Source organism: Pseudomonas sp. BS3767, assembly GCF_900099665.1.
Taxonomy (GTDB): Bacteria; Pseudomonadota; Gammaproteobacteria; order Pseudomonadales; family Pseudomonadaceae; genus Aquipseudomonas; species Aquipseudomonas cerasi.
Map to the genome: position 1 here is coordinate 260,672 of NZ_FNCX01000005.1, position 16,797 is coordinate 277,468.

Here is a 16,797-nt window from a genome sequence, read left to right on the forward strand (position 1 = left end):
CTGCCGATGCAGGCGCCTTGAAACGCACGCACATTGATTTCTGAATCGACAAGCGATTCAGAAATCGAAAAACACTGTCTCGCCTTCACCCTGCACACGGATATCAAAACGATAGGCCGTCTGCCCCTCGTGCGTGCAACGGCGCGCCACCAGGGTTTCGCGACGCGGGGGCTGCTCGATCAGATTGAGCACCGGGTCCTGCGCATTCGCCTGGGCTTCGTCGTCGAAATACAGCCGCGTCTGCAGATGAATATTGATGCCACGGGCAAACAGCGAGACATTGATGTGCGCCGCCATCGGCACACCCGCCGCATTGCGCGCCGAGCCTGGCTTGATGGTCTTGAGGATCCATTGACCATCGTCCGCGGTAGCCGTGCGACCAAAGCCGTTGAACGGCCTGTCCGGGTCGAATTCGCTGTGATACGCGCCCTGATGATCCGCCTGCCAGAATTCCAGGTAGGCATCACGGATCAGATGACCGTTGCCGTCGAAGACGTTGCCCAGCAACACGATATGCTCGCCGGGCGCCTCGGGCCTGGCCATCTCGTTCCAGATTTCCAGTTCGCGGGTCGGGTTGCCGGCCACCTGTGGTGCAAGACCGATGTGGACGTAAGGGCCAGCGGTTTGCGAAGGGGTTTCCTGCAGCAATTGAACGGGCATGTCGGGCCTCCTCAGCAATTTTCGAAGTGAGTCTTGCGCTGACCGCGCAACACGATATCAAAGCGGTACGCCAGGCAATCCATCGGATTGCCCATGCCCAGGTCGAGTCTGGCAATCAGGCTCTGCACGGCGTCCGGATTGGCGATGGCCTTGACGATCGGGCAGATCGGAATAAGCGGATCGCCTTCGAAATACAACTGGGTAATCAGGCGTGTGGCAATCGACGGCCCGCTGATCGACACGTGAATGTGCGCCGGGCGCCAGTCGTTGGGACCGTTGCGCCACGGGTAAGGCCCTGGCTTTACGGTACGGAAGCTGTAATTGCCTTCGCTGTCGGTCAGTGCACGTCCGACGCCGCCGAAATTGGGATCGATGGGCGCCAGATAGGCATCGCGCTTGTGGCGATAACGCCCACCGGCGTTGGCCTGCCAGATCTCCACCAACGTGTGCGGAATCGGCTTTCCGTACTGATCGCAGACCCGCCCGGCCAGCAGGATACGCTCGCCGATGGGCAGACCGCCGTTGTTGAAATTGAGCAGCAGATCATTATCGTGCTGACCGAATTTCAAATGCGAGAAATCCGGGCCGGTGGTTTCGGAAATGGACTGCGGGATACTGACCAGCGCCTGACGCGGCGAGCGCAGGATTGAGGTCTTGTAATCAGGGGTGAGAGCTTTTGGATGCCAGTTTCGGTCACGAATGACGAAGCGGCTGTTGTCCGCGGCAGACATGGCGTTCTCCTCGTTTTTCTTATGGGGCGCGCAGGCGTGGGTCACATGCGCTACAGGCTGCGGCGAAGTGTCGCGCGATCCATGCTTATAGAGAACTGAAATAAACCCCATGATCCATAACCAATTGGTTATGGATGCTAGACGTTGCGATAGGCCTCTCCAAGGCTCCGCAGTTCGTCCACGCACCACTGCGCTGCGCGCGTGAGTGGCAAGGCCGGGTTGCTGCACAAACCGACCGAGCCGCCCGGTTCACGAATACCCATGTCCAGCTCCACCAGCGTGCCGCCTTTCAACTCCAGCGACACGGCATCCAGTGGCGCGATCCACACCGCATCGCTGCATTGCACATAGCGGCGGCTGAGGGTGAGCGAGAGGGTTTCAAGGCGTTGACGCGGCATGCGGATACCGCACTGCACGAACAGGCTGTCGGCAAACTTGCGGATGGTGGTGCCTGCCAGCGGCAATACCAGCGGGAATTGCTCCAGACTTTCGGGCTTGAGCGGCGCAGCCAGCAACGGGTGATCGCTGCGCACCACCAGCGTCATCGACTCGTTGTACAGGTGCTCGAACGTCAGGCCCTGAATCTGCGGGCTGTCTGTCATGCGCCCGACCACCAGATCCAGCTCCCCTACCCTCAATTGCGACAGCAGATACGCGCTGGGCCCGGTCATCACGCTGACGATCAGCGCCGGGTGCCGCTGGTGCAGGCGATGAACGACCTCAGGCACCAGCAGGCTTTCGGCCGTCGACAGTACACCCAGTCGTGCAGTGACGGTGTCATGCTCACCCGAGCGCAGGCTGCTGACGCCCTCGCGCAGGGCCTGCACGCTGGGCCCGGCAAACCGCATGAACGCCACGCCGGCTTCGGTGAGTGCCGCGCCGCTCTTGCTGCGCACGAATAACGTGGTGTCGAGCAGGGTTTCCAGCTCTTTGAGACTTTTCGACAGCGCAGGCTGACTGATCGCCAGAACGTCGGAAGCACGCGCCAGACTGCCCTGCCGGGCCACTTCGAGAAAGCAGACCAGATGGCGAAATTTGATGCGTGTATCGATATTCACTGCGCGTCGTGTCCGGTAAATGAAAGGGAATGCAGCTCAACGACAAGGCAGCTCAGCGACTCAGAAACGACGCCACCTGAGGCGCGTCAAATGGCCAGTCCAGCTCGTCACCGGTGTCGATCCGACGCAACACAGGAACGCGCAACTCATAGCGTTCATGCAGTTGCTCATCCTCGCAGATGTCGACCAGCTCAACCAGCAGGCCGTGCTCAATGGCAAACGGCAGTAAAACTGCTTCGGCAACCTCGCACAGCGGGCATCCCAGGGTGCTGAACAGCTGGCATTCGGGGGTCATGAGTCGATCCTCGGCGAATCCTTGGTAAGCGGAAATTATTCTAGGCGCGCACCGGGATCACGTCGACACCCGTAAATGCGCCTTGCTGAACGCATTGGCGCGGTCCAGTACCGGTTTCTCGAAACAACGATAACCGACCCAGCCATAGCAAACCGCGGCAGCCATCATCAGCAGCGCGAAAAACAGGTTGTCCAGGTAGCTTTCGGGCCAGGCCCCCACCAGACTCCAGACCCTGCCGATCACCCCCAGCACCAGCAGATGAGACAGATAGATCGTGTAGGACATATCGCCCACGGCAACCAGAAACACCGGCACCACCAGCTGTCGGCGCCGTTCGAGCAAGGCCAGCGTCACTACCAGTACGCCGAACGTGCCGCCGACCATGAGCATGCGCAGCAGCCCCTGACTTTCGTACAACCGGTAATAGCCGATCAGGGGCACCGCCGCCAACAACGCGACACCGAGCAGCAACCAGACCGCAGCCGTCGGCACGCGGGCACTGTGGCGACCGTAAAAGAACAAGGCCAGCGCGGCACCCAGCATGAATTCGAGGGCATAGGGATGCAGGACGATCTTCACTGCCGAGGAATAGTCCTGCCAGTCTGCCAGCGTATTGAACACCACGATGATCATGCCCCAAACACCGAGCAGAAACGGCAGACTGCGCTCGCGAAACAGCAGGAAGCCCGAGAACACCACGTAGAACCACAGCTCGAACAGCAGCGACCAGGCCACCATCACCAGCAGCACCTTGTCGTTGGGCAACAGCAGGAACGACATGATCAGATTGGACGAGCCATGCCCGCTGTTGACCATGCCCGGCTGCACCAGATAAACCGCCAGGGTGATGAAAAAGTACAACCAGTAGGTGGGATAGATCCGCGAGACCCGATTGAACAGAAAGCGCTGAGCCTCGACTCCGCTCTGAAAACGGCCACGGCTGACAATCACCATGACGAATCCGCTGATGACGAAAAACAGATCGACGCCCAACTGAAAAAAATCGAGCCAGGGCGGCAAAAGGATATCGCCACCGGAAAACTTGCTCTCCACCGACATCATGTGAAACAACACAACGCCAAGGACCGCTACGCCCCTGAGCCCCTGCAGGGAATACAGCCGCTCCATGCCTCTCTCCATTCAACGGATGTCGCGCGCGCCAGGCCATCCCGTGGTCACGCGTGTGGAGCATAGCCAATGGCCAGAAATACGGAACCCCAATCTTCCAGTGCTTGCGGTTTTTCCTGGCAGATAGTTTTGGAGTAAGGTGCAGCGGCTGCGTAAAGCCTGATCGAACACGATACGCCAATCGAAGTGAACCTTCAGGAATCACCTGTACTCGAAACATTCATACGCCCACCAAACGGAGAACATCATGGCCCGCCAAACTGCACAGAATGCTCAGGAAATCCTGAGAGCCGACTTCCAGGTACTGGTTGCCGACACTGAGAAATTGCTGGCGCATACCGCCTCTCTCGCTGGTGATCAGGCCGATGAACTGCGCGCCCAGATCCGCGAAAGCCTGCTGCGTGCCAAGGAAACCCTGAAGACCACCGAAGATTCGTTGCGCGAGCGCGGCGAAGCTGCAGTGATCGCCACCGAAGATTACGTTCAGAACAACCCCTGGCAGTCCGTCGGTATCGCCGCAGGTGTCGGCTTTCTGATCGGTCTGCTGGCTACAAGGCGCTAACATCATGACTCTGGGAACGGAATCAGCACCGCCCGAGGGAACTCCGGGCTCTTCACCGCGGCGCCTGGGCGCTGCCTTCCTTGGCCTGTTGCACACTCACGTCGAGCTGTTCGGCATCGAACTGCAGGAACAGAAAGCGCGAACCGTCAGCCTGCTGCTGTTCGCCGGTCTGGCACTGGTTTTCGGCCTGCTGCTGCTCACTGGGCTCTCGGCCTTGCTGCTGATCGTTCTGTGGGACAGCTACCGCCTGGCCGGCATCGTCGGCCTGTGTACGTTTTACCTGCTGGCCGCGATTTTCTGTGGATTGCGCCTCAAGGCAGCGATCTTCGACGAGTCTTCGCCCTTCCATGCGACCCTCGAAGAACTGGCCAATGACCGCGAGCGATTGATGCCATGAGTGAACCCAAGTCGCACCAGAGCAATACCCGTCGAGAACTGCGCAAGGCATTGATTCGCTTGCGCATGGAAATGCACCGCCAGGAAATTCGCCACGAATCTGCGCAACTGATGCAACCGTTGCAACGCTTTCGCGGCATCCGTCACGACTGGAAAAGCGCGCTTGGCTTTCGCCACGCGCCGCTCTGGGGCGTGGGCTCGGTTGCCCTGCTGGGTTTTCTGAGCGGCAAACGTGCCAAGACCGGACGTACCAGCCTGCTGGGTCGCCTGTTGAAGCTGGGCATCACGTTGACGCCAGTGGTCAAGGTCGCCATGCAAACGCGCGCCCTGCAGAATCGCAATCGCAAAGTCTGATTGCGCCATGCGTCCAGCGTGACCCAGGCCTGACTGTATCGGCCTGAACATAAATGCCCGCTCCGGTATTCCGGAGCGGGCATTTGTTTTTCTACGGGCCTGTTTTCATCAATGCAGCCCTTGCGGCAGGCGTGTCGAACCGGGAAGCTACGCCCCTATTACTGACGGAGTGAACGCATTGGATTGGCAAACGCTGCTTAACCGCGAACGACTGGGCAAGACCCTGCACAGCCCCGAGGAACTGGGGCGCAGTCCGTTTCACAAGGACCATGACCGGATCATCTTTTCCGGCGCCTTTCGCCGCCTGGGGCGCAAGACCCAGGTGCATCCGGTGTCCAGCAACGATCATATTCATACGCGCCTGACCCACTCGTTGGAAGTCAGTTGCGTCGGCCGTTCGCTGGGGATGCGCGTCGGCGAAACGCTGCGCTCTGCCCTGCCCGACTGGTGCGATCCGAGCGACCTGGGCATGGTCGTGCAATCGGCCTGCCTGGCGCACGACATCGGCAATCCGCCGTTCGGTCACTCGGGCGAAGATGCGATTCGCAACTGGTTCAATCAGGCGGCCGGGCGCGGCTGGCTTGATGCGATGAGCGACACCGAGCGCAATGATTTTCTCAATTTCGAAGGCAATGCCCAGGGCTTTCGGGTGCTGACGCAGCTGGAATACCACCAGTTCGACGGCGGCACCCGCCTGACCTACGCCACGCTGGGCACTTACCTCAAATACCCGTGGACCGCGCGCCACGCAGATTCGCTGGGCTACAAAAAGCACAAGTTCGGCTGCTATCAGAGCGAATTGCCGATTCTTGAGCAGATTGCCGGCAAGCTGGGTTTGCCGCAGCTCGAAGATCAACGTTGGGCCCGCCATCCGCTGGTGTATCTGATGGAGGCTGCCGACGACATCTGTTACGCCCTGATCGACCTGGAAGACGGTCTGGAGATGGACCTGCTCAACTACGCAGAAGTGGAATCACTTTTGCTCGGGCTGGTCGGTGATGATCTTCCGGAAACCTACCGGCAACTGGGTCCGGGCGACTCACGGCGGCGCAAACTGGCAATCCTGCGCGGCAAGGCCATCGAACACTTGACCAACGCGGCCGCCAGAGCCTTCGTCGAGCAGCAGGATGCCTTGCTGGCCGGCACCCTGCCTGGCGACCTGGTCGAGCACATGCACGGTCCGGCCAAACGCTGTGTGCTGAATGCCAAGGACATGGCGCGCAAGAAAATCTTCCAGGACAAGCGCAAGACCCTGCATGAAATCGGTGCCTACACCACGCTGGAGATCCTCCTCAATGCGTTCTGCGGCGCGGCCGTCGAACAGTTCGGCGGCAGGACGCCATCGTTCAAGCATCGGCGCATCCTCGACTTGCTGGGTAACAGTGCGCCCGATCCCAAGGCACCGCTGCATACCTCGTTCCTGCGCATGATCGACTTCATCGCGGGCATGACCGACAGCTACGCCAGCGAAATGGCCCGGGAAATGACCGGCCGCTCCGGACAGATATAGCCTCCCTCGACCCGCCCGCTGCCTGAACGGATGCAGGCAAAAGGCTGGTCAGACTGATTGCCTCGCAAAACTCAGACAGGCCCTACAAGCATGTCGGACGGGTCCTATCGCAGGTTTTCTTGCATCCCTCAATAATTCCAGCCACTTCAACTGCCATCCGGCACGTCATCCATCCGCCTGCGATACTCACGGGTCCGCACGCCGCCTGCCGATGCCTGAACGCTTCGCCAGGGCCTTTCCGGAACGCTCATGTCCACACATAGCCTGCGCATCCTTCTGGTGGAAGATCACCCGTTTCAACTGATTGCCACCCAAGTGCTGCTCAACAATCATGGCTACTTCCTGCTGACTCCCGTGCTTACGGCTGCCGAGGCGATGGCCGCCATGCAACGCAGTGCCGAACCCTACGGGCTTGTGTTGTGCGATCAGTGCCTGCCGGACATGTCGGGCCTCGACCTGATCGACGAGGCATCCCGACACGGCTGGCTGCGCCAAGCCATTCTGCTCAGCGGCTTGCCGGATACACAGCTTGAAAACCTGCAGCAACTCGCCCTGCAGCGCGATCTCCCTCTGCTCGGTTGCCTGAGCAAACCCCTGCACGGACCCGACCTCAGCCGCCTGCTGGGGCACCTCGTTGACTGACATCGGCAACCCGGCTTTATGCGCTTTTGGATATCCCGGGTAAAAACCGGTACATACCTTAAACCGGCAAACCGTACCGATTACATTCGACGTTCAGACGCGTAGGAAATCATCAGTCAACATGAATGATGATTCCAGAAAGTAATAAACATTGGGTGCATCGCTCGCCAAACACACAATGAAATAAGCGTTAACGTTTAAACACACTTGTGTTCTACGTAGGCTTTTACGTACTCCAATACGCTAATTTTTGTAGGACTTTTCCTATATATGCCTGCCGAGCAAGTCTCTTTATGTGCCTGCCCGAACATCTGAGCTAAGGTGCGCGCTTTCTTCACTGCTTGTTATGGAATGGAATATGAACTCAGTTTTTATCATCGACGATCACCCGGTCATCCGGATGGCGGTAAGAATGCTTCTGGAGAACGAAAACTATGAGGTGGTCGGCGAAACCGATAACGGTGTCGACGCCATGCAAATGGTTCGTGAATGCATGCCCGACCTGATCATCCTCGATATCAGCATTCCCAAGCTCGACGGCCTTGAGGTGCTGGCTCGCTTCAATACGATGGGGCTGTCCTCCAAGATTCTGGTGCTGACGTCGCAAACTCCCAACCTGTTTGCCATTCGCTGCATGCAATCGGGCGCCTCGGGTTATGTGTGCAAGCAGGAAGACCTTAGCGAGCTGCTCAGTTCGGTGAAAGCGGTATTATCCGGCTACAATTACTTTCCCAGTCAGGCGTTGACGTGCGCAGTTCGTGAAGATGGACAGACCCACGAGCTGGAGCTGTTCAAGTTGGTCAATGACCGCGAACTGATGGTATTGCAGTTATTTGCCCAAGGCCGTTCCAACAAGGAAATAGCCAAAGGTATGTTTCTCAGTAACAAAACCGTCAGTACTTACAAAACGCGACTGATGCAAAAACTAAAAACAAGAACCTTGGTAGAACTTATCGAGATGGCAAAACGCAACGCGCTAGTGTGAGAAAACGGATGCCCAAGCGCTTCAGACAATTATTAATACTGGCTACAAGCCTGTGCACAGGCTGGGGTGCTGAGGCCGGTCCTCATGCGGCCGATCACTATACCCTGCTCGGTCGCTCGAGCCCGGCGCACATGGATGTGAAGCTGGACAGTCACCAGTGGCAGTGGGTGCGCGGTCAACGCGAACTGATTCTCGGCACCTCGAACCCCGATTACCCGCCCTTTGATATCACGATGTCGGGTAACGATTACGAAGGCATCACTGCCGATTATGCAGGGATCATTTCGGATGCGCTGGACCTGCCCGTCAGGGTTCAGCGTTTCGAAACCCGTGATGCGGCGATCAAGGCCCTTGCCGCAGGCCAGATCGATCTGCTGGGTACCGCAAACGGTTTTGAAGCCATCGATCGAAACATCAGGCTTTCGCAGCCCTACTCGGTGGATCAACCCGTTCTGGTCACCCGGGTCGGAGACACCCGCCCCCTGAACGAGGGCCTGAAAGGCATGCGGCTGAGCATGGTCTATCACTACCTGCCGCCTGCCGAGGTCGAAGCGTCCTATCCAGGCGCAACGCTGAAAACCTATCCCTCTTTTCAGAACGCCATCAACGCAGTCGCTTTCAATCAGGCGGACGTGTTTCTGGGCGATACGATTTCCACCCAATACATCATCAACAAGGGTTATCTGAACAACGTGCAGATGTCGAATTTCGGCCAGCACGAGCCCAACGGTTTCAGCTTCGCGGTCAGCAACGAAAACACGCAACTGCTGGGCATCATCAATCAGACGCTGAAAGCCATACCCGTCGATGAACGCATCAATATTTCCAGACGCTGGAGCACGGGCAGCGACCTGATGCTCACCGACCAGAAGCTGCAACTGACGCAACGCGAGGAACGCTGGATCGCGCAGCACCCGACCGTACGCGTGGTCGTCAACGAAGCGTATGCGCCGCTGACATTCTTCGATGCCAAGGGTAACTTTCGCGGCATCACCGCAGACTTGCTCGAACTGGTGCGTCTGCGTACCGGGCTTAGGTTCGACGTCAAACGCTCGCCCAGCCTGACCGACATGCTCAATCAGGTCAGCGAAGGCCAGGCCGACATGATCGGCGCGCTGGTGTCCAGTGATGCGCGTGAGGACCGCTTGAGCTTCACCCGCCCCTACATCGACAACTCGTTCGTGCTGGTCACCCACAAGGGCCAGGGTGCCCCCAGCTATCTGGAGCAGATGGACGGCAAGCGTCTGGCGATCACCCAAGGCAGCCCGGTGCTGGACTGGCTAAGCCGCAAATACCCCAGGGTCGTGCCGCTGGAGATCGACAATCCATTCCAGGCGCTGGACATGTTGTCGCTGGGCAGAGCGGAAGGTGCGGTCATCTCGCTGCTCAGCGCGGACTATTTCCTGTCTTCCGGCATCTTCGAGGAGCGTTTGCAGATGACCGCCACCGTCGGCGAGGATCCGGCGCTGATTTCGATGGCGACCTCACGCAATGCCATCGAGCTGAGTTCGATTCTCGACAAGGCGCTGGCGAGTATCGCGCCGCAGGATCTGGCAGCGATCAACAACCGATGGCGCGTCTACACCCCCTCACGCGCCAACTGGCATGACTATGAGCGGCTGATCTATCAGATTGTGGTGGGTGCAGGCCTGTTGCTGCTGGGCCTGCTGGCCTGGAATGCCTGGATGCGCCGGCAGATACGTCAGCGCGAGGCTGCGGAACGAGCGCTGGGCGATCAGTTCGAATTCATGCGCGCGCTGGTCGAGGGTACACCGCATCCAATCTACGTACGGGATCGCGAAGGTATGCTGCGCATGTGCAATGACAGCTACCTCAGGGTTTTCTCCGCGCAACGGGAGGACATCATCGGCAAGAGCGCCACCGAAGGGGTGCTGGGCAATGCCTTCGAAGCCCGGGAATATGCTGCCGACTATCAGCGGGTCATGGCCAGCAATACCGCACTGATCCTCGACCGCCCTCTGCGCATTGGCGATCGACAGTTGACCATCTACCACTGGATCCTGCCGTTTCGTGACTCTCTGGGCGAAGTGCAGGGCATCATCGGTGGCTGGATCGACATCAGCGAGCGTCGCCAGCTCATCGAGGACTTGCAGGCTGCCAAGGAGCAGGCCGACGCCGCCAGCCGGGCCAAGAGCACCTTCCTTGCCACCATGAGCCATGAAATCCGCACGCCCATGAATGCAGTGATCGGCATGCTGGAACTGGCGCTCAAACGTGCCGATCACGGCGAACTGGATCGCTCCGCCATCGAAGTCGCCTACAGTTCGGCCAACGACCTGCTCGACCTGATCGGCGATATCCTTGACATCGCCCGCATCGAATCCGGGCGGCTGTCACTCAACCCCGAGCGGGCGAATCTGCGTCGTCTGGTGGAATCGGTGCTCAGGGTATTCGACGGTCTGGCGCGGCAGAAGGACCTCGAGCTGGTACTGGAACTGGACAGCAGGATCAATGCCGACGTATTGATCGACCCGCTGCGCTTCAAACAGATACTGTCCAACCTGGTCAGCAATGCCATCAAGTTCACCCCGATGGGGCGGATCAAGGTCGTACTGCAGGCAGCCGAAAGTCCGGACCCGCAACTGCTGCATCTGCACATCACCGTTCAGGACAGCGGCATCGGCATCAGTGTCGAAGACCAGCAACGCCTGTTTGAACCGTTCGCTCAGGCCGATAACACCGGACAAATGGCGCGTACCGGCGCCGGGCTCGGGCTGGTGATCTGCCGCAGCCTGTGCATGATGATGGGCGGCAATCTCTCGCTCGACAGCACACCGGGGCATGGTACCCGGATCAGCATGAACCTGGTGCTGACCACACTTGAAGCGCTGACCGGGCAGCCCGTCGTTGCGCAACCGGCAGCCGTCGTTCATCAGGCACTCAGAATCCTGATCGTCGACGATCATCCGGCCAATCGACTGCTGCTTTGCCAGCAGCTCGGCTTTCTAGGCCATCACTGCGAAATGGCCGAAAACGGCGCGCAAGGGCTCGAGCGCTGGAAGACCGATACCTTCGATCTGGTCGTCGCCGACTGCAACATGCCGATCATGAACGGCTACGACATGACCGCGGCTATCCGCGAACAGGAGCGCGCCTGCGAACGCCAACGCTGCCCGGTCTGGGGCTTCACGGCCAACGCGCAGCCCGACGAGATAGAACGCTGCCGGGCAGCAGGCATGGACGATTGCCTGTTCAAACCCATCAGCCTCTCGATGCTCAGCGAGCGGCTGGCAGCCATTGCCCCGCTTGCGCCCCCGCGGGCCCTGCCCTTCAGCCTCGACAGCGTCAGCAACCTGACCGGTGACCGTCCTGAAATGGTTGAGCGCCTGCTCGCGCAACTGCTGCACAGTAACCACGAAGACCGGCTGTTGCTCGCCAGACTGATGCCGGAAAAAAATCGTCAGAAAACCCGTGACCTGGCGCACAGGATCAAGGGCGCAGCGCGGATCATCCAGGCTTCAAGGGTGGTCGACGCCTGTGATGCGCTCGAACTGGCCTGCGAACCGGACACGCCGGATGAACAGTTCCGCACCTGCCAGCAGGCGGTCGAACTGGCCATGATCGAGCTTGAGGACGCACTGATGCTGCAACAGGCAAAGCCTGACTGAGCGAGCGCTGAAGACGGTACGGCGAGGGTATGTACGAAAGGGTACGCGGGAACAGGCAAGGGAAGCAGGCGCTTGCCTGCTTCCCGCTACATCAGGCGGCCGGATTGATTTCTTTTTCCGGGTACCAGACGTCGATCAGCGGGCTGACAGTGACTTCTGTCAGTTCGCTGCGGCCCTTGAGCCAGGCTTCGACAGCAGCACGCTGCTCTTCGCTGACCGAGCCACGCTTGCTCAGGCAAACCAGACCGAAGTCGTCGCCGCCCACATAGCCAAGACCGTTGGCTTCCATTGCTTCTTTCAGGAAAGCGTCAAGGAAAGCATCGATTGCCTTGTCGTCCAGCTCTTGCTTGAAGTCCAGGTTCAGTTCGAAACCCAATTCCTGGAACTCGTCCACACACAGTTTCTTGCGCAGACGGCGGGAGCGGTTAGTGGCCATGGGACAATCCTCATCAATAAATATCGGGCGGCACTTTACCAGCTTGGCAATTTAAAAGCCCGACAATTACAGCGGGTGATGGATATCCGGCCTTGCAGCAGCCGGCGATGCCGAATCAATAAAAAATAGCATTTACCGGCTTACTCCCCGGTCACAAGCCTGCCCCGCTTGGGGCATAATGCGACTCGTTTCATGCGTGGCATTGCGTGTTACAAAAAAAGCCCGCCGCGCATTCACTACTATAGTTATCGAAATCGAATCGCCATTTGCAATAGTTACCGAGGGAATTCATCCATGCCCTCTTTTTCGTTTCCCTCTTTGCAGTAGGGTTTTAGTCAATGATCAAGTCGCTACGTCCATTGTTGCTCGCGTCACTTTTTTTGCCCCTGGCTCTGCCCTCCTACGCCGCCGTCATCAACACCACGCTGCCCCCCAAGGTTCAACAGGCTATGAAAGCCAGCAAACTCAGCGATGACGCACTGTCGCTGGTGATGTTGCCGCTTAACGGCCCGGGCACGCCGACCGTATTCAACGCCGACGTATCGGTCAATCCGGCTTCTACCATGAAGCTGATCACCACTTATGCGGCCCTGGAAATGCTCGGCCCGACCCATCAGTGGAAAACCGAATTCTTCACCGACGGCACTCTGAGCAATGGCGTGCTTCGCGGTAACCTGTATCTCAAGGGCGGTGGCGATCCCAAGCTGAATATGGAAAAGCTCTGGCTGCTGATGCGTGACCTGCGCGCCAACGGTGTACAGCAGGTGACCGGCGACCTGGTACTGGACCGCAGTCATTTTGTGCAACCGCAATTGCCGGTGTTCAACGATGACGGCAATGACGACAACAAGCCGTTTCTGGTCAAACCCGACGCGCTTATGGTCAACCTCAAGGCGCTGCGATTCGTGACCCGTAATGACGATGGCAGGATTCTGGTCTCGGTCGAGCCGCCGATTGCCAGTATCCGCATTGATAATCAGGTCAAGGCAAGCGCCTCGAAGCAATGCACCGGGGATGTGCGCTACAACCCGGTCACCCAGGCCGATGGCAGCGTCAACGTGACGGTCACCGGCCAGCTGGGCAATGGCTGCAACTCACAGACCTACCTGTCACTGCTGGACCATCCGACCTACGCGGCCGGCGCAGTGCGAGCCATCTGGCAGGAACTGGGCGGCACCATTCAGGGCAAGGACCGCGTTGGCGTGCTGCCCGGCAATGCCAAGTTGCTGGCCAAGGCCTTTTCACCGGACCTGGTGGAAGTCATTCGTGACATCAACAAATTCAGCAACAACACCATGGCCCAGCAACTGTTCCTGAGCCTGGGCGAAGAGTTCCGCAACGAAGCGGACGGTGACGACGGCAAGGCCGCGCAACGTGTCATCCGTCAGTGGCTGGCGAAGAAAGGCATCACTGCGCCGCATCTGGTCATGGAGAACGGCTCCGGGCTTTCGCGGGCCGAGCGTGTCAGCGCGCGTGAAATGGCGGTGATCCTGCAAGCGGCCTGGCGCAGCCCCTATGCGGCCGAATTCATGAGCTCGATGCCGCTGGCCGGCCTCGACGGCACCATGCGCAAGCGACTCAAGCGCACCCCGCTGCTGGGCGAGGCGCACATCAAGACCGGCACCCTGAATACCGTACGCGCGATTGCCGGCTTCAGCCGCGACAGTAATGGCAACACCTGGGCAGTCGTGGCGATCCTCAACGACCCGCGTCCGTTCGGCGCATCCTCGATACTCGACGAGGTACTGATCGATCTGTATCGGCAGCCCAAGCTGACCAACACCACGGTCTCGATCCAGCAATAACCAACCGATACTGGCCATCAACAACAGACCCGCTGTCGCAGCGGGTCTGTCTTCATCAGCGTTGCTCGGGCTCGACCCGATCGCGACCGGCCTGTTTCGCCGCATAGACACCCGAGTCGGCGCGCAGCAACATCGCGTCGACACCCTCACCCTCGCGCCAGCTGGCGATCCCGAAGCTGCCCGTGACCACCTGATCGACGCCTTCGATAACCTGCTTGCGCAGTTCATCGCGCAGGCTCAGTGCCAGTTGATAGGCCTGGGCACCGCGCGTTCCCGGGCAGATCACCATGAACTCTTCGCCACCCAGGCGGCAGAACACATCATCGCTGCGCAGCCGCTGGCTGATCTTTTCCGAAATGGCCTTGAGCACCTGATCGCCTGCGGCATGCCCGAAGCGGTCATTGATCCGTTTGAAGTGATCGATATCGAGCATGATGACCGACAGGTTACCGCCGTGCCGGTCGATTCTTTTCAGCTCGGACTGCATCCGGTCCTGAAAGTAGCGCCGATTATAGGCACCGGTCAGCACGTCAGTGACCGACAGCGCACGCAACTCCTGCTCGACGCGCTTGAGGTCGGTGATATCGGACACAAAGCCATGCCACAGCACGCTGCCATCGGCCAGGCGCTCAGGCGTCGACGCCGAGCGTAGCCAGCGCAAACCCTTGCGTGGCAGATCGACGCGGTACTCCTGACTCCACGGTGTCAGGTGTTTGGCGCTGATCAGAATGGAGCTTTTGACCCGTGTCAGATCCACCGGCTGTATGCGTTGCAGGATAGTTTCAGAGTCGCCCAGCAACTGCTCTTCATCCACTTCGAACAGCTCGCACATGCCGGCGCTGGCGTACCTGAAACGCGCGCTGCCATCAACGGCCAAATGGTACTGGTAAATACCGCCTGGGACTTGCGAGCCGAGCTTTTTCAGCAACTGCCCCTGCTCGGCAAGGGCCTGATTGACACGCTTGTGCTCGGTAACGTCGATGCACACGGCCAGATACCCGGTCCAGAGCCCCTGATCGTCACGCACCGCGGTGACCAGCATATTCACCACCAGCGTGCTGCCATCGCTGCGCTGCAGGGTCCACTCCTGCGAAGGGTGGTTACCATCCTGCACGGCGTCGAGAAACATCAGTTGCGAGGCGCTGATCGGTTGCCCGCGGCTTTTGCTCAAGCGGCTCGCTCGGGCCTCCAGATCAGCAGACTGATAAAAGTCCATGAGGCGAAACCTGCCCAGCACATCCTCCTGTGCATAGCCGAGCATTTTCTGTGCCCCGACATTGAACGTCTTGATCAGCCCGTCCAGATCGGTCGCGATGATTGCCACTTCTGTCGCCGCATCCAGCACACTGCGCAGTTGACCGTGCGCAGCCCTCAATTGTTGCTCGCGCTGGCGCAGCTCGCGGGTACGCTGCGCCACCCGTTGCAAGGCGCGCTGACGCTGGCTGATCAGGCTGTAGAGCAAGGCACTGAGCATCAGGCTCAAAAGTCCTCCAAGCCACAGCACCCGACCGGGCATCATGATCTGGTTATTCAGACTGAAAATCTGCGTAGGGCGAACCTCGACCAGATAATCCCTGTCGCCCAGGCTCAGCAGGCTGCTGGCGTACAGCTGATTGCGTATTGCGGGGAGCGGAGACTGGTAGACCTGCTCGGGCGTTTCTGGCGAACTGAGGTCGAGCATGGTCACGGCAAGGTTGTCCTGCTCCGCCGTTCCAACGTTCATCAATTGCGTCAGGCTGATCACTGCGGTGACGTAGCCCCTCAATTGCGGAACCGGCTGGCCAATCGAGAACACCGGTGCGACCAGCAAAATGCCGTAGGTATCGGACGGCTCCAGGGACAGCAGGCGAATACGAGGCGTTGCGACCGTTCGTTTCAGCAACCGCGCACGCTCCAGAGCGGCACGCCGCACCGGCTCGGAAGCAATATCAAAGCCCGCTGGCGTTGGAATGTTGCTGAGGGTCTGGATGAATCGAACCGGGAAGTATTCATTTCGCACGGCGGCGATTTTCAAGGCGCCGTTTTCATCCATCTCGCGTATGGCATACCCGGACGATCCTTCCTCACGCGACTGTCGTTCAAAGGCTGCACGCTCGGCCTGCAGCACCCTCGGGTTCCAGGCATACGCCTGGGTGCCAATCAGCAATGGCGCGACAAACCCGTCGAATTCGGACAGTTCAACCTGATGGGAGTAGATAAAGAAGCGAGCCAACGTGTCGAGCCGGGTGACCTGCCGGTCCAGACGCTCCTGCAGGCGACTGAAGCGCTCCGCGGCAACCATGTCGAAACGCTGACGCAACTGGCGCTGATACAACTCGTTATCGGCCAGCGCCAGCATGATCGTAAGTGCCGTACCGACCAGCAATACCAGAACCGCGATAAGCCACGCTGATCGCTGACCATTGATGAAACTCAGAATTCTCAGCTTGAACCGTTTCACTGTCATACACACAAACTCATGACGCCAACATACGGAAGCGTCAGGCTGGCTATGACTTCTGTTATAGCTATTCGCCAGTAATTTTCATAGGCTTATGGCGGTTTCAGGACGATCCGTTGGTCTGTCTGCACGGGCATGCAAGCGAGTGCAGGAGGTATCGCGAGGC

The 16,797-nt window shown here is 59.1% G+C and carries 15 protein-coding genes; 8 read left to right on the plus strand and 7 right to left on the minus strand.

Annotated features, from left to right (window positions below):
- Positions 1-57 precede the first annotated feature (57 nt).
- The 5 genes from pcaG to BLR16_RS16820 form a co-directional block, all read right to left on the minus strand.
- Positions 58-660, minus strand: coding sequence for a protocatechuate 3,4-dioxygenase subunit alpha (gene pcaG, locus BLR16_RS16800; RefSeq protein ID WP_003366941.1), 603 nt, complete (start codon positions 658-660; stop codon positions 58-60).
- Between the two features lie 11 nt (positions 661-671).
- Entirely contained in the window at positions 672-1,391 is a 720-nt protein-coding gene (gene pcaH / locus BLR16_RS16805) for a protocatechuate 3,4-dioxygenase subunit beta (protein WP_003366939.1), read from the minus strand.
- Positions 1,392-1,528: 137 nt separating this feature from the next.
- Positions 1,529-2,449 carry a pca operon transcription factor PcaQ gene (gene pcaQ / locus BLR16_RS16810; protein ID WP_003366937.1) on the minus strand — a complete coding sequence of 307 codons (921 nt, stop codon included), beginning with the start codon at positions 2,447-2,449 and terminating at the stop codon, positions 1,529-1,531.
- 52 nt (positions 2,450-2,501) lie between these two features.
- Positions 2,502-2,744: a glutaredoxin family protein gene (locus tag BLR16_RS16815; RefSeq protein ID WP_003433025.1), complete on the minus strand. Its 243-nt coding sequence runs from the start codon at positions 2,742-2,744 to the stop codon at positions 2,502-2,504.
- 57 nt (positions 2,745-2,801) lie between these two features.
- Positions 2,802-3,872, minus strand: coding sequence for an acyltransferase family protein (locus BLR16_RS16820; RefSeq protein ID WP_074808511.1), 1,071 nt, complete (start codon positions 3,870-3,872; stop codon positions 2,802-2,804).
- A 247-nt stretch (positions 3,873-4,119) separates the two neighbouring features.
- Between BLR16_RS16820 and BLR16_RS16825 the strand changes: the two genes are divergently transcribed.
- The 7 genes from BLR16_RS16825 (at position 4,120) to BLR16_RS16855 (ending at position 11,950) form a co-directional block, all read left to right on the plus strand.
- The gene (locus BLR16_RS16825; protein ID WP_002553118.1) at positions 4,120-4,434 is read left to right on the plus strand and encodes an ElaB/YgaM/YqjD family protein; all 315 of its coding nucleotides are present in this window, start codon (positions 4,120-4,122) and stop codon (positions 4,432-4,434) included.
- A 4-nt stretch (positions 4,435-4,438) separates the two neighbouring features.
- Positions 4,439-4,831, plus strand: coding sequence for a phage holin family protein (locus tag BLR16_RS16830; protein WP_002553117.1), 393 nt, complete (start codon positions 4,439-4,441; stop codon positions 4,829-4,831).
- Complete coding sequence (locus tag BLR16_RS16835; RefSeq protein WP_003366928.1) at positions 4,828-5,184, plus strand: hypothetical protein; 357 nt, start codon at positions 4,828-4,830, stop codon at positions 5,182-5,184. The genes BLR16_RS16830 and BLR16_RS16835 overlap by 4 nt, the downstream gene beginning before the upstream one ends.
- 178 nt (positions 5,185-5,362) lie before the next feature.
- The gene (locus BLR16_RS16840; RefSeq protein ID WP_003433027.1) at positions 5,363-6,694 is read left to right on the plus strand and encodes a deoxyguanosinetriphosphate triphosphohydrolase; all 1,332 of its coding nucleotides are present in this window, start codon (positions 5,363-5,365) and stop codon (positions 6,692-6,694) included.
- A 249-nt stretch (positions 6,695-6,943) separates the two neighbouring features.
- Entirely contained in the window at positions 6,944-7,336 is a 393-nt protein-coding gene (locus BLR16_RS16845) for a response regulator (protein ID WP_003366924.1), read from the plus strand.
- A gap of 358 nt (positions 7,337-7,694) precedes the next feature.
- Positions 7,695-8,321: a response regulator transcription factor gene (locus tag BLR16_RS16850; RefSeq protein ID WP_003366922.1), complete on the plus strand. Its 627-nt coding sequence runs from the start codon at positions 7,695-7,697 to the stop codon at positions 8,319-8,321.
- Between the two features lie 8 nt (positions 8,322-8,329).
- Entirely contained in the window at positions 8,330-11,950 is a 3,621-nt protein-coding gene (locus BLR16_RS16855; protein ID WP_058396437.1) for a transporter substrate-binding domain-containing protein, read from the plus strand.
- Positions 11,951-12,041: 91 nt separating this feature from the next.
- Here the strand turns inward: BLR16_RS16855 and BLR16_RS16860 are convergent, their stop codons facing one another.
- Positions 12,042-12,386, minus strand: coding sequence for a YggL family protein (locus BLR16_RS16860; RefSeq protein WP_003346101.1), 345 nt, complete (start codon positions 12,384-12,386; stop codon positions 12,042-12,044).
- 338 nt (positions 12,387-12,724) lie between these two features.
- Between BLR16_RS16860 and dacB the strand changes: the two genes are divergently transcribed.
- Positions 12,725-14,191, plus strand: a complete 1,467-nt coding sequence (gene dacB / locus BLR16_RS16865) for a D-alanyl-D-alanine carboxypeptidase/D-alanyl-D-alanine endopeptidase (RefSeq protein ID WP_003366890.1) — start codon at positions 12,725-12,727, stop codon at positions 14,189-14,191.
- 55 nt (positions 14,192-14,246) lie between these two features.
- Here dacB and BLR16_RS16870 read toward each other — a convergent pair whose 3' ends face one another.
- On the minus strand, positions 14,247-16,637 hold the full coding sequence (locus tag BLR16_RS16870; protein ID WP_092194430.1) for a sensor domain-containing diguanylate cyclase: 2,391 nt from the start codon (positions 16,635-16,637) through the stop codon (positions 14,247-14,249).
- Positions 16,638-16,797 lie beyond the last annotated feature (160 nt).